Source organism: Spirabiliibacterium mucosae, assembly GCF_014884965.1.
In the GTDB taxonomy this organism is placed as follows: domain Bacteria; phylum Pseudomonadota; class Gammaproteobacteria; order Enterobacterales; family Pasteurellaceae; genus Spirabiliibacterium; species Spirabiliibacterium mucosae.
Genome location: NZ_JABTBO010000001.1, coordinates 100,999 through 119,589 on the forward strand (window position 1 = coordinate 100,999; position 18,591 = coordinate 119,589).

Sequence of the window (18,591 nt, forward strand, 5' to 3'; positions counted from 1 at the left end):
AACGGGTATTTAATATTCAACTAATCTTCACTGTAGCCGAGGCTTTTCAGCGCGCGCTCGTCGTCGGCCCAGCCAGATTTCACCTTCACCCACAGCTGCAGGTGCACTTGGCTTTCAAACAAACGTTCCATATCGGCGCGGGCTTCCATGCCGATGGTTTTGATTTTCTGCCCTTGTTTGCCGATCACCATTTTCTTCTGCCCGTCGCGCTCAACCAAAATCAGCCCGTGGATAATCAGCACGCCTTTCGGGTTGATTTTAAATTGCTCAATTTCCACCGTCACGGAATACGGCAACTCCTCGCCCATAAAACGCATCAGTTTTTCGCGGATAATTTCAGAGGCCAAAAAGCGCTGGGAGCGGTCGGTGATGTAATCTTCAGGGAAGTGGTGCACACCTTCACGCAGATTTTCCCGCACCAGCTTTTTGAGCTGGTCAACATTGTTGCCGTGGGTGGCAGAGATGGGCACAATCGCTTTAAAATGGAGTTTTTGCTCCATCTCGGTGATAAACGGCAACAGTTCGTCTTTATTTTTGATGTTATCAATTTTGTTGATCACCAAAATCACAGGCGCGCGGGAGTTACGCAACTTGTTGAGCACCATCTCGTCGTCAGCCGTCCAATGGGTGCCGTCCACAACAAAAAAGATCAAGTCCACATCACCAATGGTGCTGCTCGCCGCACGGTTCATTAAGCGGTTGATAGCGCGCTTTTCTTCAATGTGCAGCCCTGGGGTGTCGACATAAATGGCTTGATAGGCGCCTTCAGTGTCAATCCCTAAAATGCGGTGGCGCGTAGTTTGCGCCTTGCGCGAGGTGATGGAAATTTTCTGCCCTAAAAGGCGGTTGAGCAAAGTCGATTTGCCCACATTTGGGCGCCCGACAATGCCGATAAAGCCACAATAAGTGGGCTGTTGTTGCATCTGTGTCATAAATTCTCTTATAAAACCTGCGCTAAAATTTGCTCAGCGGCGGCTTGTTCTGCCTTGCGACGGCTTTGGCCAAGGCCAAGTGCGGTCATGGAAAGGCTTTGCACATCGCAGCGCACTTTGAAGGATTGATTGTGATCTTCACCCTCAATGGCCACCACCTCATAGCTCGGCAGGGGTAAGTGTTTGCCTTGCAAATACTCTTGCAGGCGTGTTTTGGGGTCTTTTTGGTTTTCACCCGGTTTAATGTTAGCTAAATCATCGTGATACCACGCGCGCACCACGCCCACCACGGTCTCAAAGTTTGAGTCGAGATACATCGCGCCAATAATGGCCTCAACGCAGTCGGCTAAAATGGAATCACGCCGAAAGCCGCCGCTTTTCAGCTCACCTGGCCCTAAGCGCATATACTCACCCAAGCCAAAGCGGCGGGCATGCACCGCCAAGGTTTGCTCACGCACCAAGGTGGCACGCATGCGGCTTAAATCGCCTTCATCCACGCGGCCAAACTGGTGGAACAGCGCCTCGCCGATGATGAAATTTAAAATCGAATCGCCTAAAAACTCAAAGCGTTCGTTGTGCTTGCTGTCTGCACTGCGGTGGGTTAGTGCTTGTTTTAACAAGCCAATTTGTGTGAATTGATAACCCAATTTGCGTTGCAAGCGGTCAAGGTCTTGTTGCATGGCTGTGTCCTATTCAACGCTGGTGAAAAAGCGGCTTGCGCGAATGCCCGTTGGCCACTCGCCTTGTTTTTTGTCCAAGCTTAGCCAGATCCAGCGCGCTTTGCCAACCAAGTTTTGCTCTGGCACAAAGCCCCAAAAGCGGCTGTCGTCGCTGTTGTCGCGATTATCGCCCATCATGAAGTATTCTCCTTCAGGCACCACCCACTCGCCGGCTGGCAAATTCGGCTGCTTGAAATAGGCCGCGTCGTAATAAAAACGCACTGGGTTGAGCAACACTTGGTGGCTCACCGCGCCGTTTTCTGTCATTTCAAGTTGCGCGTTGCCGTGGTAGAAAAACTCAGGATTCGGTTTGGCATCACTGTATTGATATACCTGTGGCTGGCAAGGCGTGGCGTCACACTGCGCCGGTGTCACGCTCAAAGTGCCCGATTGCTGCTCATAACGAACGCGATCACCCGGCAGGCCGACCACGCGTTTGATGTAATCCACATTCGGTTGCGGTGGCGCTTTAAACACCACTACATCGCCGCGTTTAGGCTCACCGGTTGGGATGAGCTTGTGTTGAAAAATCGGGTCTTTAATGCCGTAGGCGTATTTTTCCACCAGCAAAAAATCCCCCACGCGCAAGGTGGGCTCCATTGAGCCTGACGGGATTTGAAACGGCTCAAATAAAAACGAACGTACAAACAGCACAATCGCCAACACGGGGAAAAGAGAGGCGACAAACTCACTGCCTTCAGATAACGGCTCCACTTGCGCGCGCTCTTCTTCGCTCAAGGTTTTGCCTGAACGTTGCTCTAGGCGGGCGATTTGGCGTTGGCGTTTTGGCGCAAGCGAAAAGCGGTTATAACACCACACCGCGCCTGAAATCAGCGTGAACACAATTAACAAAATCGAAAACGTGTTCGGCAAATTTTGGCTATCTAAAAAGCGCCAAAAAATGTAGCCACCGACAAGTAAAATGGGCAGAAAGAATTTAGACATACACTCTCCTGTTAGTCCTTACCAACATGTAAAATCGCCAAAAACGCCTCTTGTGGCACCTCAACGTTACCGAGGGATTTCATCCGTTTTTTACCCTCTTTTTGTTTTTGCAGCAGTTTTTTCTTACGGCTGACATCACCGCCATAACATTTCGCCAGCACGTTTTTACGCAGCTGTTTCACCGTTGAGCGCGCAATAATATGGTTGCCAATCGCCGCTTGAATGGCGATATCAAATTGCTGGCGCGGAATCAGCTCTTTCATTTTTTCCACCAGCTCACGCCCGCGATACGGCGCGTTGTCTTTGTGCACAATCAGCGCCAGCGCATCCACGCGATCGCCATTGATCATAATATCCACCCGCACCATGTCAGCGGCTTGGAAACGCTTAAAGCCATAATCAAGGGAGGCATAGCCGCGTGAGGTGGATTTTAAGCGGTCGAAGAAATCCAGCACCACTTCACCGAGCGGAATCTCATAGGTCAGCGCCACTTGGTTGCCGTGGTAGACCATGTTGGTCTGCACGCCGCGTTTTTCCACGCACAAGGTGATTACATTGCCGAGGTAATCCTGCGGCACCAAAATATTACACTCTGCAATCGGCTCGCGAATTTCAGCGATGTTGTTCAGCGGCGGCAATTTTGCCGGGCTGTCCACGTACTCCACCGTGTTGTCGGTGAGCTGCACTTCATAAATTACCGTTGGTGCGGTGGTGATCAAATCCAGGTTATACTCACGCTCCAACCGCTCTTGGATAATTTCCATGTGCAGCAAGCCCAAAAAGCCGCAACGGAAGCCAAAGCCAAGTGCGGTCGAGTTTTCAGGCTCATAGAACAGCGAGGCATCGTTAAGGCTCAATTTGCCCAGCGCATCACGAAATGATTCATAATCATCCGAGCTGACAGGGAAGAGGCCGGCGTAAACCTGCGGTTTGACCTTTTTAAAGCCTGGCAGCGGTGCGCTGGCAGGGTTGTGTTGCAGCGTGAGGGTATCCCCCACTGGCGCACCCAAAATATCTTTAATGCCGCAAACAATCCAGCCCACTTCACCGCACTTTAACTCTGTGGTGTCGAGTTGTTTCGGGGTGAAAATACCCAAACGGTCCACGCCATAGGCAATGCCCGTGCTCATCACTTTGATTTTATCGCCTTTTTTCAGCGTGCCGTTTTTAATCCGCACCAATGACACCACGCCTAAGTAGTTGTCAAACCACGAGTCGATAATCAACGCTTGCAGTGGCGCGTCGGGGTCGCCTTGTGGCGCGGGGATGCGCTTAACAATCTCTTCGAGCACGTCATCAATGCCCACGCCTGTCTTGGCCGAGCAGCGCACCGCGTCAATGGCATCAATGCCAACGATATCTTCAATCTCTTCCGCCACGCGCTCAGGCTCAGCGGCCGGCAGGTCGATTTTGTTTAAAATCGGCACCACTTCGAGATCCATTTCGATGGCGGTGTAACAGTTGGCTAGCGTTTGCGCCTCAACCCCTTGGCCAGCGTCCACCACCAACAGCGCGCCTTCACAGGCGGCCAGCGAGCGGGAAACTTCATACGAAAAATCCACATGCCCTGGGGTGTCGATAAAATTCAATTGATAGGTTTCACCGTCTTTTGCGGTGTAATTGAGCGTGACACTTTGTGCTTTAATGGTTATCCCGCGCTCACGCTCCAAATCCATCGAATCCAGCACCTGTGCGGCCATTTCACGGTCAGACAGCCCACCACAGGTTTGAATCAAACGGTCAGACAAGGTTGACTTGCCATGGTCGATATGGGCGATAATCGAAAAGTTACGAATGTTGTTCATCTACAAAAAGGCTCTCTTAGCAGTCTTTTTTATCACAAAAATTAATTGTCGGATTGTACCGCAATATTGCCCCAACGGCTAGATTTTCCGCTTTTTTTACGATGTTGCTCGTAAAACAAAAAGTGCGGTCGAACCGCACTTTCCGTCACACTTTCAAACAAACGTATTTCCATTCCATAAATTCATCCAAGCCTTGACGCGCGCCCTCTCGCCCAATGCCTGATTGCTTCACGCCACCAAATGGCGCCACCTCGGTGGAAATCAGCCCTTCGTTAACGCCCACCAAGCCGTACTCCAGCGCCTCGCTCACCCGCCAAATGCGCGCGTAATCTTTCGTGAAGAAATAAGCCGCCAAGCCAAACTCCGTGTCATTGGCCATGTCGATGACCTCTTGCTCATCGTCAAAGGCAAAAATCGGCGCCAATGGCGCGAAGGTTTCTTCTTTCGCCACTTTCATCGCCTGCGTCACGCCAGAGAGCACCGTTGGCTCAAAGAAAGTCTGCCCGCGTGCATGGCGCTGCCCGCCACAATGCAGCTCAGCGCCTTGGCTTAGGGCATCTTGAATGTGATCTTCTACCTTTTCCAGCGCGCTGTCGCTAATCAAAGGGCCGACGTCCACGCCGTCTTCAAAGGCCTCGCCCACACGCAGCGACTGCACTTTTTGTGCAAATTTTTCAGCAAATTGCGGCAAAATGCCGCGCTGAACATAAATTCGATTGGTACACACGCAGGTTTGCCCCGCGTTGCGGAATTTCGACGCCAGCACGCCGTCCACCGCGTTATCAAGATCGGCGTCCTCAAACACAATCGCCGGCGCATTGCCGCCCAGCTCGAGGGCGACCTTTTTCACCGTGCTGGCGCATTGTTCCATCAAAATTTTGCCCACGCGGGTGGAGCCGGTGAAGGTGAGTTTGTGCACATCAGGGTGCTCGCTCAACACCTTGCCCACTTCGGCGGAGTGAGTGCTCGGCAGCACGTTAAACACGCCTTGAGGAATACCAACCTCATGCGCCAATTGCGCCAACGCCAAGGCAGACAGCGGCGTTTCTTGCGCGGGTTTCAGCACCATGGTGCAGCCCGCCGCCAAGGCAGGGGCGGCTTTGCGGGTGATCATCGCATTCGGGAAGTTCCACGGTGTAATTGCCGCCACCACTCCAATTGGTTGCTTGAGCACCAAAATGCGGCGATCGGCCTTATCCTGCGGGACAATCTCGCCATAAGCGCGCTTGCCCTCTTCGGCAAACCACTTGATAAAACTCGCGCCATAGGCAATCTCGCCCATGCTCTCTTGCAGCGGCTTGCCTTGCTCAAGGCTGAGCAACGCGGCAAGCTCGTTTTGCTTGGCCATCACCGCATCATGCCACGCCATCAAATAATCCGACCGCACTTTGGCTGTCAGCGCCGCCCACGCTTTTTGCGCCGCCTTGGCGCTGGCGATCGCTTTTTTCGCGTCTGCCACTGTGCAATCACTCACCTGCGCAATCACCTCCCCCGTGGCGGGGTTGCGCACCGCAAAGCGTGCCCCATCACTGGCTTGGACAAACGCACCGTTAATGTAACCTTCACTTTTTAAAATGTTTGATCAATTTGTTTTTTCATAAACGCTCCTTTTTAAACACCCCCAGTGTACACCATCAACCCACAATTGCGAATCCATCAGCCACAATTGCAGATTTGGTGAGCGGGGGGAAATAATTTACTATTGCAAATAATAATTAATATCATTATCATTGGAAAAATTTATCGTTGTGAAATAACCTAGGAACCCTTTATGCAAAAAATATGCAGCATTTTCTGTCGTTTCGCTTTCACTGGCTGTGGTGGCATGTTCAGGCGGTAGCGATGTCAGCGCGCCCACCGCGGTGGCTGACATTCCAACGGCCAAGGCATTTACACAAAAACAACGGTTAACGCCTGTCCACACCGTTGCACCAAAGCAAGGCAAGATTTTTTATATTCAATCGGATTTTAGCAAAGACTTTTCATACGAAAACGCGGAAGGTTTCGCCTACCAAGCACCCGATGGCAAAATTTATCGGTTCACCACTTTTGCCACTATGATTGTGCCATCTGGCTTTTACGGCAAATCCCTGGCCATGCGCACCAAACACACCACCCAGGCGCTGGATAACGGCGGGCAAATTTTTGTGTGTTGTGAAGGCAGCCCCAACAGCACTAGCTTCCCAGCCATGAACACAGGCAGTGACTTCCGCTACGGCGTTTACGTCTCTCCGCAAGGCGAGACTGACTTTTTTGTTGGTGGCAAACTCGCGGATAAAGAGAAATTCAACGCCTGGGCTGAAAAAGGCCGCGCGAGCTATGAAGTGCTCGGCGTGCGCTATCGCAACAATGCGCCTGTCACCTCTGCCTACACGCCAGCTGGCGAATACAACAAAGATGAAGTCAAAGTGCGGTCTGTGTTGGTGGCGGATTTTGACCAGAAAAAGCTCGAAGGCAAAATCGTCGGCAACAAGGATTTTGGCGGGGATATCAACTTCAATGATGTCGCCATTAAAGACAACACCTTTGCAGGCAAAGTGGAATCTGAAGGGCAACAAGGCCGAGTTGATGGCGCATTTTTTGGCAACACCGCGTGGGGCTCGTTCCATGTGGGGGACAAAATTGGCGGCAAGGCGGAATTTGATAACAAAACATTGAACGCCGCCTTTGGTGGCGCGCAAGTGGATAAATGAGGTTGACCATGCAAAAACGATTTTCATTATCTGTAATTAGCACCGCACTTTTGGTAGCACTCACCGCCCACGCCGATGAGCAACTCGACACCATTGTGGTGCAAGGCGAGCAAAATAAACAGGCCGAATAACTCACAGAAAAACTCGGTGAAGTGTCCACCACGCGCGCACAGCTTGACCGCACTTTAAGCCAAGATATTCACGACATGGTGCGCTATAACCCCAGTGTGAGCGTAGTGGAAGGCGGCCGCGCGGGTTCAAACGGCTTTAGCATTCGCGGGGTGGATAAAGACCGCGTTGCTATTAACGTGGACGGCTTGCCGCAGGCGGAAAGCCGCTCATCGAGTGCCTTCCAAGAGTTGTTTGGCGCTTATGGCAATTTCAATGCCAACCGCAATGCCGCGGAGCTTGAAAACATCAGCACAATCACCATCAAAAAAGGCGCCGATTCGCTGGCCTCTGGCAGCGGTGCGTTAGGTGGTGCGGTGAATTACGAAACCAAAAAAGCGCAAGATTTCTTGCAAGACAAGCCCTACTACCTCAGCGCAAAAGGCGCCTACAGTGGTAAAAACCGTGAGTGGATGCGCAGTGTGACCGCCGCGGGGCAATACAACGGCTTTGATGCCCTCGCCGTGTTAACCCGTCGCGATGGGCATGAGGTGAAAAACCATGATAACGCCGGCGTTGCGCCATTAAAATCACCCGATCGCGTCTATGATCCAACCGGTGGCAGTGGCCATTATGGTGCAGTGGGCAAAGTGCGCGGCGAGCCAGACCCACAAGATTATATGGCAAAAAGTGGCTTGGTACGCCTAGGCTACCGCTTTAACGCCCAGCATTATCTCAACGCGATGTTTGAAGATTATCGCAAAGACAGCTATACCAAAGAATATTCCAATTTGTGGACGGCCGACTGGCAAGGAAATCCAAGCAATGAGCTGCGTAAGCGCAACGATGTCAGCTACCGCCAGCGCTATGGCATTGAATATGAAAACACGTTAGAAAACGGCCCGTGGGATACCTTAAAACTCACGTTTAATCACCAGCAAATCAACATGGACACCATGAGCTGGGATATGGCCGAAGACATCAGCAAGAGCCAAAGTGGCATCAACAGTGAGGTTTACTACATTTATCGCAGCATCAAGCAAACCCTTGACCAAGCGCGGCTGACCACCGAAAAACTGCTCGCCTTTGACAATTGGCTGTGGCAAATCAAAACGGGCATCAGCGCTGGGCGCTCGCGCAATGAAAATGAAAATTTCTCGTACTTTGTGCGGATGTTTGATACCAATATCAAAACCACCAACACAGGCGAAGAGGAATTTTTGATTGAAGCAAAATCCAACAATCGCAGCCTGTTTTGGGATAACACATTCCTAATTGGTGAAAAACTCAAACTCAATGCCGGCATCCGCTATGATTGGATTAAAAGCCAGCCGCTGGCCAACGACAAATTCATCACCGCGATGGCGGATCTCAATTTGCTCAACCGCCAGGCAAAATTCCAAGCACTTAGCCAAGGGTTGTCGTTTAGCTATCAGCTGCCTGCGGGCTTTAACTTGCTGGGCAAATACAGCTCAGGCTTTCGTGCGCCCACCACCGATGAAATCTGGTTCAACTTCCCTCACCCTGATTTTTATGTCAAAGCCAACCCTGAGCTTAAAGCAGAAAAATCACACAACCTTGAGCTAGGTCTTGCTCATCAAAGTGAATGGGGTTTTGGGCAGCTTTCAGGCTTTTATACCCGCTACAATAACTTTATTGATTTTGCTTATCTCGGCAAACAAGCGGTGCCGTTTTGGGACCCCGTCAATAAAAACTGGCGTAACGAAGACGCCCCTGCGTATCAAAACATCAACCGCCGCAAGGCTGAAGTGGCGGGCATAGAGTTCAATGGCCGTTTGGAATTATCAAACATCGGTGCGCCACAAGGGCTTTATACCGCACTGAATGCCAGCTATACAAAAGGCCGCCAGCTGCACGATTCAGGCGTGTATATTCCGCTCAATGAGCTAGATCCATTTTCGGGCACATTCGCTCTGGGTTATCAACAGCCTGAAGACAAATGGAGCTTGGCCGCGCACATCACCTACACTGCTGGCAAAAAACCGCAAGACACCTTCCACAGTGACAGTGACGTGTATAAACCATGGCCCTATGCCACTCATTCACGCCATTACACTACGGTTGATCTCAACGGGCACTACAAGCTCAATAAATACCTCACCGTGCGAGCAGGCGTGTTTAACCTATTTAATCAGCGTTATTACACCTGGAATGCGCTGCGTAGCATTCGTGAGTTTGGCACCGTCAACCGCGTTGACAACAAAACCCACGCAGGCATCGGCCGCTTTAGTGCCCCTGGGCGTTATTTCAGCTTTATGATTGAAGCGACTTTCTAACCACAACCTTAAGGAGTAGAGATGTTTAATTTACCGAAAAAAACCGCACTTTGTATTCTCGTTGCCCTAGGCGCAACGGGCTGCTTGTCCACAAGCAATGATCAGCCACAACCGAAAGAGCCGATTAACACCAGCGCACAAAAACAAACGCGGATAAAAAACCCGCGAGCAACAGTCAAAATAATCAAAGTGCGGTTGATCAAGGCTCCACCACACAAGAGGAAAAAAACCTGCCGCGCCTGCCGATGAGGCCAAAAACCAGCAGAGCCGACAAAACCGGCTGAACCTGAAAAACCAGCCGAGCCTGAAAAACCGGCTGAACCTGAAAAACCTGCAGAACCTGAAAAACCTGCCGAGCCCACAAAACCTGCAGAACCTGAAAAACCTGCCGAGCCCGCAAAACCAGCTGAACCCGCAAAACCTGCAGAACCTGAAAAACCTGCCGAGCCCGCAAAACCAGCTGAACCCGCAAAACCTGCAGAACCTGAAAAACCTGCCGAGCCAATAAATCCAGCCCAACCTGAGCCGCCAGTCGAGCCTGCCAAACCAGCAGAACCGATCGCGCCACCAGCGGGTGAAAAAACTGAAGCACAAATCACCGCTGAGAAAATTGAGGCCTTTAATCAACGCAATTACCAAGATTCAGCTAAATCGTTGCAAGCCCAAAATTATGATGGCGAAGAGCGTTACTATACGGCAGACGTCAATGTTGTCATGGGGGATGGCGCTTCGCTCAATGTTGAAAACGAGGAAGGCTTTGTCAATTTACCATTGGGTGATTTTACTTTACCAACGCATGGTGTTGGTAACTTACGCAAAACAGAGTATGGTTACAACAATATTTATTCGACCATCATTTTTGCCGACTTTGATGCTCGCACCGCTTCAGACATTTATGGTACACCGCTCGATGACATCAATGCGCTACCACAAGAAGGTTCTGCAAAATATTACGGAACAATCAAAGGCGCTAATGCGCTGAACGGTAATGTTATCTTAAATACCGATTTTGCCGAAAAAACAGTGGAAGGCAAAATTACCGATCTTAAAGATGCCAAAAGTTCGGTTAGTGATATTACACTTGAAAAATCGAAGATAGAGACAGCAATGAATGATTGGACTTATGAAGATGAGGTTGTCTTTAGAGGTAAAGCCACTGGCGGCAAATCTGAGTGGAAAGACTTAACCTATGAAGGTCATTTCTACGGACCAAGTGGCGAAGAAGCCGCAGGTACTCTAAAAATGGCTGATCCAATATACCCTAGCAGCCCTATCAAACAATCTGTAGCGGTATTCACCACCACTCGCGACGAGCAAAAATAACCGCACTTTGCTCAAAACCGCACTTTTAAAGTGCGGTTTTTTTTCGGTTTTATCACTCAATATTCTGAATTTGCTCGCGCATTTGTTCAATGAGGACTTTGAGTTCAACGGCGGCGTTGGTGATGTCGGGGTTGATGGATTTTGAGGCCAAGGTGTTGGACTCGCGGTTGAGCTCTTGCATCATGAAATCCAGCCGGCGGCCGACTGCGCCGCCTTTTTGCACGATGTTGAGCGTTTCTTGCACGTGCATATTCAAGCGATCCAGCTCCTCGGCTACGTCAATTTTCTGCGCCAGCAGCACCATTTCTTGTTCCAATCGCTGCGGGTCGGCTTGCAGTTGAATGTCGTCGAAGCGTTGTTGCAGCTTGGCGCGTTGCCATTGCAGAATATCAGGCATTTGGGCGCGCACTTTGGCGGCCTCGGCGCTGATGGCGTGCAGGCGGCTTTCAATCACGCTGCGCAACTTCTCACCTTCGCGGGCGCGGGCGGCAACAAAATCGTTGAGCAGCGCATCATAGCCCGCCAACAAATCTTGACTGATTTGGTCAATGTCTTGCTCGGGCGTTTCCACCACACCCGGGTAGCGCAGCACGTCCATCAGGTTGATTTGCCCCTCGCCCGCTTGCGTTTTGACCCATTGCAGCGCCTGCACCACTTGGCTGGCAAGGGCTTGGTTGAGTTGCAGCTCAACCGCACTTTGGTTTTTAAGTTCAACACGCAAGCTGCACTCCACCTTGCCACGGGTGATGCGTTGGCGCAGCGTTTCGCGCAGCGTGTTTTCTAGCGCGCGGAAGGCCTCAGGTAGGCGGAAAAAGTTTTCTAAAAAGCGTTGGTTTACGGAGCGAATCTCCCACACGGCGCTGCCCCAGTTATGTTGCAGCTCAATGCGTGAAAAGCCCGTCATACTATAAATCATGGTCACTCCTTTACGGTGGCGGTTTTGTTCATTGTACTGATAATTTCGCACGCTGTCAGTGGCGAATGTGGTTTGACGTGGTAGAATAGAGCAAATTTTGTTTCAGGAGAGTGCCATGCGCCCAAATAATCGAGAAAATCACGCCACCCGCCCCATTCAAATCACCCGCCATTACACCAAACACGCCGAAGGCTCGGTGCTGGTCGCCTTTGGAGATACCAAAGTGTTGTGCAACGCCAGCATTGAAAACAGCGTGCCGCGCTTTTTAAAAGGCCAAGGCAAGGGGTGGATCACGGCGGAATACGGCATGTTGCCGCGCTCAACCAATGTCCGCATGCCGCGTGAGGCCGCCAAAGGCAAGCAAGGCGGGCGCACACTGGAAATTCAGCGTTTGATTGGCCGGGCACTGCGCGCAATGGTCGATCTCAACGCCCTCGGGGAGCGCACCATTACGGTTGATTGCGACGTGATTCAAGCCGACGGCGGCACGCGCACCGCGGCCATCAGCGGCGCCTGCATTGCTGTGCATGATGCTATTCAAGGCTTAATCGACAACAACGAGCTGGCCTGCAGCCCGATTAAAGGCTTGATTGCCGCGATTTCGGTCGGCATTGTGGAGCAAACCGCACTTTGCGATTTGGAATATGTCGAAGACTCGAACGCTGAAACCGACATGAACGTGGTGATGAGCGAGGACGGGCGCATCATCGAAATTCAAGGCACCGCCGAGGGCGAGCCGTTTAGCTTTGACGAACTTGAGCAGCTGTTAACACTGGCTAAAGGCGGCATCGCGCACATTTTGAACGAACAAAGAGCAGCACTTGGGGGGGGAATAATGGAACAGTATAAATGCGACTTCATTGAATTTGCCCTGAGCTGCAATGTGTTGAAATTTGGCGAATTTACGCTAAAATCCGGCCGCATTAGCCCCTATTTTTTCAACGCAGGGTTGTTCAACACAGGGCAAAGCTTGGCCAAATTAGGCGAGTGCTATGCTGCCGCCATCCAAGCACAAGGGATTGAATTTGACGTGCTCTTCGGCCCGGCCTATAAAGGCATCCCGATCGCAACCACCGTCGCCATCGCCCTGGCGAGACAAGTTGAACGCGAGATCCCAGTTTGCTTCAACCGCAAAGAGGCCAAAGATCATGGCAAGGGGGCAATTTAATCGGCGCACCACTGGCCGGCAACGTGCTGCTGGTGGACGATGTCATCACCGCCGGCACCGCGATTCGCGAATCCATGGCGATCATTGATGCTAATCACGCCAAGCTCAGTGCTGTTATCATCGCCCTCAACCGCCAAGAACGCGGCCGCGGCGCACTTTCATCCATTCAAGAAGTCGAGCAAGACTACCACTGCCGCGTGTATTCCATCATCACCCTCGACGACCTGATGGAATTCATCACCCACGACCCACGCTACACCCAACACCTCCCGAAAATGCAAGCCTACCGCGAGCAGTATGGGGTTTAGATCCTAATCCGCCGAAAAGGCGGATTTGTTATTTTTGTGCGTTGACACCACGTCGTCGAATCACGACGTATTGGGCTAAATGCTTAATTTTTACTTGACTTTTTGGGGTATTTTTTTGAATGATAAAGGGAATCATTGCCAGGGAGGAGAGAAGGATGCATTATAAAACCGCACTTTGCTTAGCACTTGGCGCACTGTTGATCAGTGCGTGTGACAATGAAAAAACGGCGAATGAGGCCAACTTCACGAAGGCGCTCAATGACCATTACGCCAACGCGCCTGGGGTATGCATCAACCTGCCTTATGGTTGGTATCCGTCAATTGATCCGCAACACAGCAACGACGATACGCTCTATTATCTCACGCTGAACAAAGTTTATACCGCCATCAGTAAGGACAACGCAACACCAAAACTTGAGGCTTTGGTGGCGGCGAATTTGCTCTCAGCCAAGGGCGAGGCGAAGATCAATGTGAAATTGCCAACGGGCAATTCGCGCGAGCCGATGCCGGTGGCAATTTATTCCCTAACGGATAAAGGCAAAGCCGCGTTGGTGACCACCAAAGGTGGCTTGGGTGAGGATAAGCAGTTTTGTTCTGGCCACTGGCAAGTCGCTGAGATTGTGAATTTCACCGAGCCGGCTGGCAGCGAGGTGGTGAGATCGCGGGTGACGTTCAAACGCAAGCTTGCCGATGGCCAAAGTTGGTTAGACGATGCCAATTTGGCAAAAGCATTCCCTGAACTTGAAAAAGCCAAGCAGCAAAGCGAGGTGACTAAGCGCGTGGAGCTGACCAACAAAGGTTGGCAGGTGGCGAGATAAGCGCGATCGCAACGCGACCGCACTTTGCCCATTAACCGCGCCGCCAGGTGGTGCCTTGCGGGCCGTCTTCAAGCACGATGCCCATGGCGGTGAGTTTGTCGCGCGCAGCGTCGGCTTGTGCCCAGTTTTTTTCGGCACGCGCCTGATTTCGTTCGGCAATTAAGGCTTCAATTTCAGCAACATCGTCATCGCTGCCCGCTTGTAAAAACGCCTCTGGGTCTTGGTATAAAATCCCGAGCACATCACCAAGTTGGCGCATTTGCGCCGCGAGGCTGTTGGCGGCATCCAGCGCGTTTTCTTGCTTGAGTTTGTTGACCTCACGCGCCATGTCAAACAACACGGCCAGCGCACCTGGGGTGTTGAAATCATCGTTCATGGCCTCATTAAACGCCTGCACAAAGGCCTCGCCACCCGCGGCGACCGCACTTTTATCCGTGCCACGCAGGGCGGTGTAAAGCCGCTCAAGGGCGCTGTGGGCGAGATTGAGATTTTCATCGCTGTAATTGAGCTGGCTGCGATAATGGGCGGTGAGCAGGAAGTAACGCACGCTTTCGCCGTTGTAGTGTTTGAGCACGTCGCGAATGGTGAAAAAGTTATTCAGCGACTTCGACATTTTTCTTTGTCGACCATGATCATGCCGGAGTGAATCCAATAATTCACATAACTGCCGCCGTGGGCACAGCACGATTGCGCGATTTCGTTTTCGTGGTGCGGGAACATTAAATCTGAGCCGCCGCCGTGAATATCAAAGTGCGCGCCCAGCTCTTTGAAATTCATCGCTGAGCACTCAATGTGCCACCCCGGGCGGCCTTTGCCCCACGGGGAATCCCAGCTGGGTTCGTTTTCTTTCGACATTTTCCACAGCACAAAGTCCATCGGGTTTTGTTTGATGGCGGAAATCTCCACCCGCGCGCCGGCTTGCAGTTGCTCAAGGTCTTGGCGGGAGAGCTTGCCGTAATGGTCAAAACTGGCCACCGAGAACATCACATCGCCGTTGTCGGCCACGTAGGCGTGCTTTTTGTCGATCAAGGTTTGCACAATGGCGATGATATCCGCAATGTGGTGCGTGGCGCGGGGCTCGATGTCGGGGCGCTGAATATTGAGCGCATCAAAATCTTGATACATCTCCGCCACCATGCGGTCCACCAGCTGGTCACAGGTTTCGTGATTGGCCAAGGCGCGTTTGATGATTTTGTCGTCCACGTCGGTGATGTTGCGCACATAGGTGAGATCGTAGCCCAAATAGCGCAAAAAGCGCGCAATCACGTCAAAACACACAAACGTCCGCCCATGGCCGATGTGGCAGAGATCATAAACCGTCACGCCACACACATACATCCCCACTTTGCCTGGCCGGATGGGTTTAAATTCTTCTTTATTGCGTTCGTAAGTGTTGTAGATTTTTAACATAGCGTCCCTTTGTGCGTGTGCTGTCGGTGGCGACAGCGCGTTTTTTATGGAATAATAACCGCACATTATAACGTTTTATCGACAAAAAAGGATCCTTAATATGGTAATTCTGCACACAAATTTCGGCGACATTAAACTCGAACTCGACAGCACCAAAGCCCCACAAACCTGCGAAAACTTCCTCAACTACTGTAACAGCGGCTTTTATAACAACACCATCTTCCACCGCGTGATTGACGGCTTTATGATTCAAGGCGGCGGGTTGGAAAGCGGCATGAAAGAAAAAGCCACCAACGCGCCGATCAAAAACGAAGCCAATAACGGCCTAAGCAACAAACGCGGCACCATTGCAATGGCGCGCACCAGCGACCCGCACTCCGCCACTGCGCAGTTTTTCATTAACGTGAGCGACAACGACTTTTTGGACTTCAAAGCTGAAAATATGCAAGGCTGGGGCTACGCGGTGTTCGGCAAAGTGGTTGACGGCATGGACGTGGTAGACAAAATCCGCCAAGTAAAAACCGGCAACTACGGCTATTATCAAGACGTGCCAAAAGAAGAGGTCGTCATTGAATCTGTGACGGTGGAATAATCAAAGTGCGGCAACCGCACTTTGCCTGTTAGCCGCGCGGGTGAAATTTGGCGTGGAGGTTTTTCAACCGTTCGTTGGCAACATGGGTGTAAATTTGGGTGGTGGAGAGATCGCTGTGGCCGAGCAGCATTTGCACCACCCGCAAATCCGCGCCATGATTGACCAAATGCGTCGCAAAGGCATGGCGCAGCACGTGCGGTGACAGGCTGTTTTGGTCGATCTCTGCGCGCAGCGCGTAGTGCTTGATGCGATGCCAAAAAGTTTGGCGCGTCATCTGCTGGCCGCGGCGGCTAGGAAAAAGCACATCGGAACTGGTGCCGTTGAGCAGCAAATCCCGCCCGTAGATGACAAACTCCCGAATCCAATAATTGGCCTCATCCCCCATCGGCACCAGCCGCTCTTTGTTACCTTTGCCGATAACCCGCACCACGCCTTGATTAAGGCTGATGCTGTCCAGCGTCAACGACACCAATTCACTCACCCGCAAGCCAGTGGCATAAAGGAGCTCAAGCATGGCTTTGTCGCGCAGCTCCAACGGCTCGTCGGTGGCCGGTGCGTTGAGCAAATCGCCCACTTCGCTTTCGCTGAGCGTTTTGGGCAGCCGTGAGGGCAATTTGGGGGATTGCAACAGCGCGCTGGGGTTGTCCGCGCGGTGCTTTTCGCGCTCAAGGTAGCGGAAAAATTTACGCACGCTGCTGAGCATGCGTGCAGAGCTGGTGGCTTTGAAGCCTTGGTCTAACCGCTCGCCGAGAAAGGTTTGCAAATCGTGGCGATCAAGGGTGAGTACCGTGAGATTGTTTGCTTTGCACCAGTTGAAAAGTGCGGTCAAATCCAAACGATAGGAGGCCACCGTGTTTTGCGACAGCCCCTGCCCAAGCCACAACTCGTTTAAAAAAAGCTCAAGCAGCATTTTATCGTTCATGGCAACCGCACTTTAGCTTAGCCGGCAAAATCGCCGAGCATCTCTTGTGTCGGCACAAAAAAGAGCGTGCCTGTTTGCGCGGTACTGAAATCCAAAATGCGGTCGGCATTGCCCACCGGATCGCCGATGAACATATTGGTCAGCATTTTTTTCACCGTGTCAAACGAGCTGGCATAACAGATAAAATAAGTGCCCATTTCGTTGTTGGCGGTATTGCCAAACGGCATATTATCGCGCACCACTTTCAAGTCATCGCCCACATTCGCCAGCGCGGAGTGCGCGTTGCTCGGTTTTTCCTCGTCGCTCATCTCGATGTCGTCGGCTTTCGAGCGGCCAATCACACACTCTTGCTCGCTCACGCTCAACGCACGCCACGCGCGCATATCATGCAGGTATTTTTGCACGAATAGATAACTGCCGCCTTGATAAGCTGGGTCTTCCTCCCCGATCAAGCCAAAAAACGCACGTGCTTCGCCTTGTGGGTTTTCCGTGCCGTCGACAAAGCCGAGAATGCTGCGCCCGTCCCAATAACGAAAGCCATGCACCTCTTCCACGCACTCGGCCACCGGGTTGAGCACATCGCTGATTTGTGTGGCCAAATCAATGCTTAGGCTTGGCTCTTGGGTGCGAATGTGCAAATGCAAATCGCCACGGGTCGACACCGCCGTGTGCTTTTGCCCTTTGATTTCCACAAATTTTTCAAACTGCTTTGGCAACGGCTGAGGCAAATCCAGCAGCGCCCACGCCTCAAACCCGATGCCGAGCACCACGCTTGCTTGCGTATGCGGGAAGCGGGTGTCTAAGCTGTGGTTGAGGTTGAGCACCAAGCTGCACAGGCGTTGAAAGTGCGGTTGCACGTCGGCACTGGCGTGGAAATTCCACACCATAAACACGGTATTATTGTTGGGGTTATCCAACACGTTTTGCGGTGTTGCTGCCATGCTGCCTCCCCCTAAAGCGCCATGTCATCAAGCAGCGCCACGCCCGATTTTTTCGCCATGGTGCGCACATAGGCAGCCACTTTTTCAGGGAACTGAAGGCCTTTAACCAACGTGAGCGAACGCAAGCTGGCAAAGAGGTGGAAGTCATCTTCCGAAAGCTCACCGTTGACCGCCTCAGGGGAGACAATCAAGCTGTCTAAAAAGGTCAGCGCCTTGTCCAGCTGGTTGATAAAGTGCGGTGTGAGGTCAAGCAATTTGTCCAAATCGCCAAGTTTGCCGGTCATGCGCTGCACATAGCGATCATAAGCCGCATCGGTTTTCAGCTCAGGGAATGGCGCATTGGCAAAGCGCGGATAAAGCAGGCTGTTGACCGTTTCACGGTGCTCGGCTTGCCACTGCGCAATCGCCGGCACACTCTCGCCTGTCACCAACGGCTTGCCATCAAGATTGTCGATAAAATGCACGATATCCATGCTTTCTGGCATAAACGTGCCGTCATCTTTCTCTAAAATCGGCACCACCTTGCTGCCGACCATTTTGGTTGGCGTGTCGACATCGTCTTCCATCAAAATAACTTTTTCAAACGGCACCTTCTTCAGCCCAAAAATCATCATCGCCTTAACACAATACGGGCAATGCTCATAGACATACAATTTCATACTCACCTCGCTTGTTGGTTGTTTTGGGATATCAT

At 51.8% G+C, this 18,591-nt stretch carries 16 protein-coding genes and 3 pseudogenes; 8 read left to right on the forward strand and 11 right to left on the reverse strand.

Annotated elements, in window-relative coordinates; genetic code table 11:
- Positions 1–20 precede the first annotated feature (20 nt).
- From era to HPC37_RS00570, 5 genes are all read right to left on the reverse strand, one after another.
- Positions 21–932 (reverse strand): GTPase Era, encoded by a 912-nt coding sequence (gene era / locus HPC37_RS00550; protein WP_208121303.1) that lies wholly within the window; start codon positions 930–932, stop codon positions 21–23.
- Positions 933–940: 8 nt separating this feature from the next.
- Complete coding sequence (rnc, locus tag HPC37_RS00555; protein WP_208121304.1) at positions 941–1,612, reverse strand: ribonuclease III; 672 nt, start codon at positions 1,610–1,612, stop codon at positions 941–943.
- A gap of 9 nt (positions 1,613–1,621) precedes the next feature.
- Positions 1,622–2,596, reverse strand: coding sequence for a signal peptidase I (gene lepB, locus HPC37_RS00560; protein WP_208121305.1), 975 nt, complete (start codon positions 2,594–2,596; stop codon positions 1,622–1,624).
- 11 nt (positions 2,597–2,607) lie between these two features.
- A complete protein-coding gene (gene lepA / locus HPC37_RS00565) occupies positions 2,608–4,401 on the reverse strand; it encodes a translation elongation factor 4 (RefSeq protein ID WP_208121306.1) in 1,794 nt (597 codons plus the stop codon).
- A gap of 145 nt (positions 4,402–4,546) precedes the next feature.
- Positions 4,547–5,977 (reverse strand): NAD-dependent succinate-semialdehyde dehydrogenase, encoded by a 1,431-nt coding sequence (locus HPC37_RS00570; RefSeq protein ID WP_208121361.1) that lies wholly within the window; start codon positions 5,975–5,977, stop codon positions 4,547–4,549.
- A gap of 244 nt (positions 5,978–6,221) precedes the next feature.
- On the opposite strand from HPC37_RS00570, the gene HPC37_RS00575 reads away from it, so the two are divergent.
- Genes HPC37_RS00575 through HPC37_RS00580 form a run of 3 tightly spaced genes read left to right on the forward strand, consistent with a single transcriptional unit; the run spans position 6,222 to position 9,499 of the window.
- Complete coding sequence (locus HPC37_RS00575; protein WP_208121307.1) at positions 6,222–7,094, forward strand: transferrin-binding protein-like solute binding protein; 873 nt, start codon at positions 6,222–6,224, stop codon at positions 7,092–7,094.
- Between the two features lie 8 nt (positions 7,095–7,102).
- Positions 7,103–7,225: a hypothetical protein gene (locus tag HPC37_RS11045; RefSeq protein WP_282435382.1), complete on the forward strand. Its 123-nt coding sequence runs from the start codon at positions 7,103–7,105 to the stop codon at positions 7,223–7,225.
- Between the two features lie 21 nt (positions 7,226–7,246).
- Positions 7,247–9,499: a TonB-dependent hemoglobin/transferrin/lactoferrin family receptor gene (locus tag HPC37_RS00580; protein ID WP_208121308.1), complete on the forward strand. Its 2,253-nt coding sequence runs from the start codon at positions 7,247–7,249 to the stop codon at positions 9,497–9,499.
- 101 nt (positions 9,500–9,600) lie between these two features.
- Here the strand turns inward: HPC37_RS00580 and HPC37_RS00585 are convergent, their stop codons facing one another.
- The gene (locus tag HPC37_RS00585) at positions 9,601–10,044 is read right to left on the reverse strand and encodes a collagen-like protein (protein WP_208121309.1); all 444 of its coding nucleotides are present in this window, start codon (positions 10,042–10,044) and stop codon (positions 9,601–9,603) included.
- A gap of 109 nt (positions 10,045–10,153) precedes the next feature.
- Here HPC37_RS00585 and HPC37_RS00590 point away from each other — a divergent pair, with 109 nt between their 5' ends.
- Entirely contained in the window at positions 10,154–10,822 is a 669-nt protein-coding gene (locus HPC37_RS00590; protein WP_208121310.1) for a factor H binding protein domain-containing protein, read from the forward strand.
- A gap of 52 nt (positions 10,823–10,874) precedes the next feature.
- On the opposite strand, the gene HPC37_RS00595 is transcribed toward HPC37_RS00590, so the two are convergent.
- The gene (locus tag HPC37_RS00595; RefSeq protein WP_208121311.1) at positions 10,875–11,738 is read right to left on the reverse strand and encodes a YicC/YloC family endoribonuclease; all 864 of its coding nucleotides are present in this window, start codon (positions 11,736–11,738) and stop codon (positions 10,875–10,877) included.
- Positions 11,739–11,853: 115 nt separating this feature from the next.
- Here HPC37_RS00595 and rph point away from each other — a divergent pair.
- The 3 genes and pseudogenes from rph to HPC37_RS00610 all read left to right on the forward strand — a co-directional run.
- Positions 11,854–12,561: pseudogene (gene rph, locus HPC37_RS00600) on the forward strand (ribonuclease PH); the annotation flags it as partial.
- Between the two features lie 12 nt (positions 12,562–12,573).
- Positions 12,574–13,214 (forward strand): annotated as a pseudogene (pyrE, locus tag HPC37_RS00605) (orotate phosphoribosyltransferase).
- Between the two features lie 155 nt (positions 13,215–13,369).
- Positions 13,370–14,032, forward strand: a complete 663-nt coding sequence (locus HPC37_RS00610) for a hypothetical protein (RefSeq protein WP_208121312.1) — start codon at positions 13,370–13,372, stop codon at positions 14,030–14,032.
- Between the two features lie 31 nt (positions 14,033–14,063).
- On the opposite strand, the pseudogene cysS reads toward HPC37_RS00610, so the two are convergent.
- A pseudogene (cysS, locus tag HPC37_RS00615) lies at positions 14,064–15,442 on the reverse strand (cysteine--tRNA ligase).
- A 100-nt stretch (positions 15,443–15,542) separates the two neighbouring features.
- Between cysS and HPC37_RS00620 the strand changes: the two are divergent.
- On the forward strand, positions 15,543–16,034 hold the full coding sequence (locus tag HPC37_RS00620; RefSeq protein WP_208121313.1) for a peptidylprolyl isomerase: 492 nt from the start codon (positions 15,543–15,545) through the stop codon (positions 16,032–16,034).
- A 28-nt stretch (positions 16,035–16,062) separates the two neighbouring features.
- Here HPC37_RS00620 and xerD read toward each other — a convergent pair whose 3' ends face one another.
- From xerD to grxB, 3 genes are read right to left on the reverse strand one after another with little or no spacing between them, the layout of a single operon-like run.
- Entirely contained in the window at positions 16,063–16,956 is an 894-nt protein-coding gene (gene xerD, locus HPC37_RS00625; protein WP_208121314.1) for a site-specific tyrosine recombinase XerD, read from the reverse strand.
- Between the two features lie 17 nt (positions 16,957–16,973).
- Positions 16,974–17,897: a Dyp-type peroxidase gene (locus HPC37_RS00630; protein WP_208121315.1), complete on the reverse strand. Its 924-nt coding sequence runs from the start codon at positions 17,895–17,897 to the stop codon at positions 16,974–16,976.
- Positions 17,898–17,908: 11 nt separating this feature from the next.
- Entirely contained in the window at positions 17,909–18,556 is a 648-nt protein-coding gene (gene grxB / locus HPC37_RS00635) for a glutaredoxin 2 (RefSeq protein WP_208121316.1), read from the reverse strand.
- Positions 18,557–18,591 lie beyond the last annotated feature (35 nt).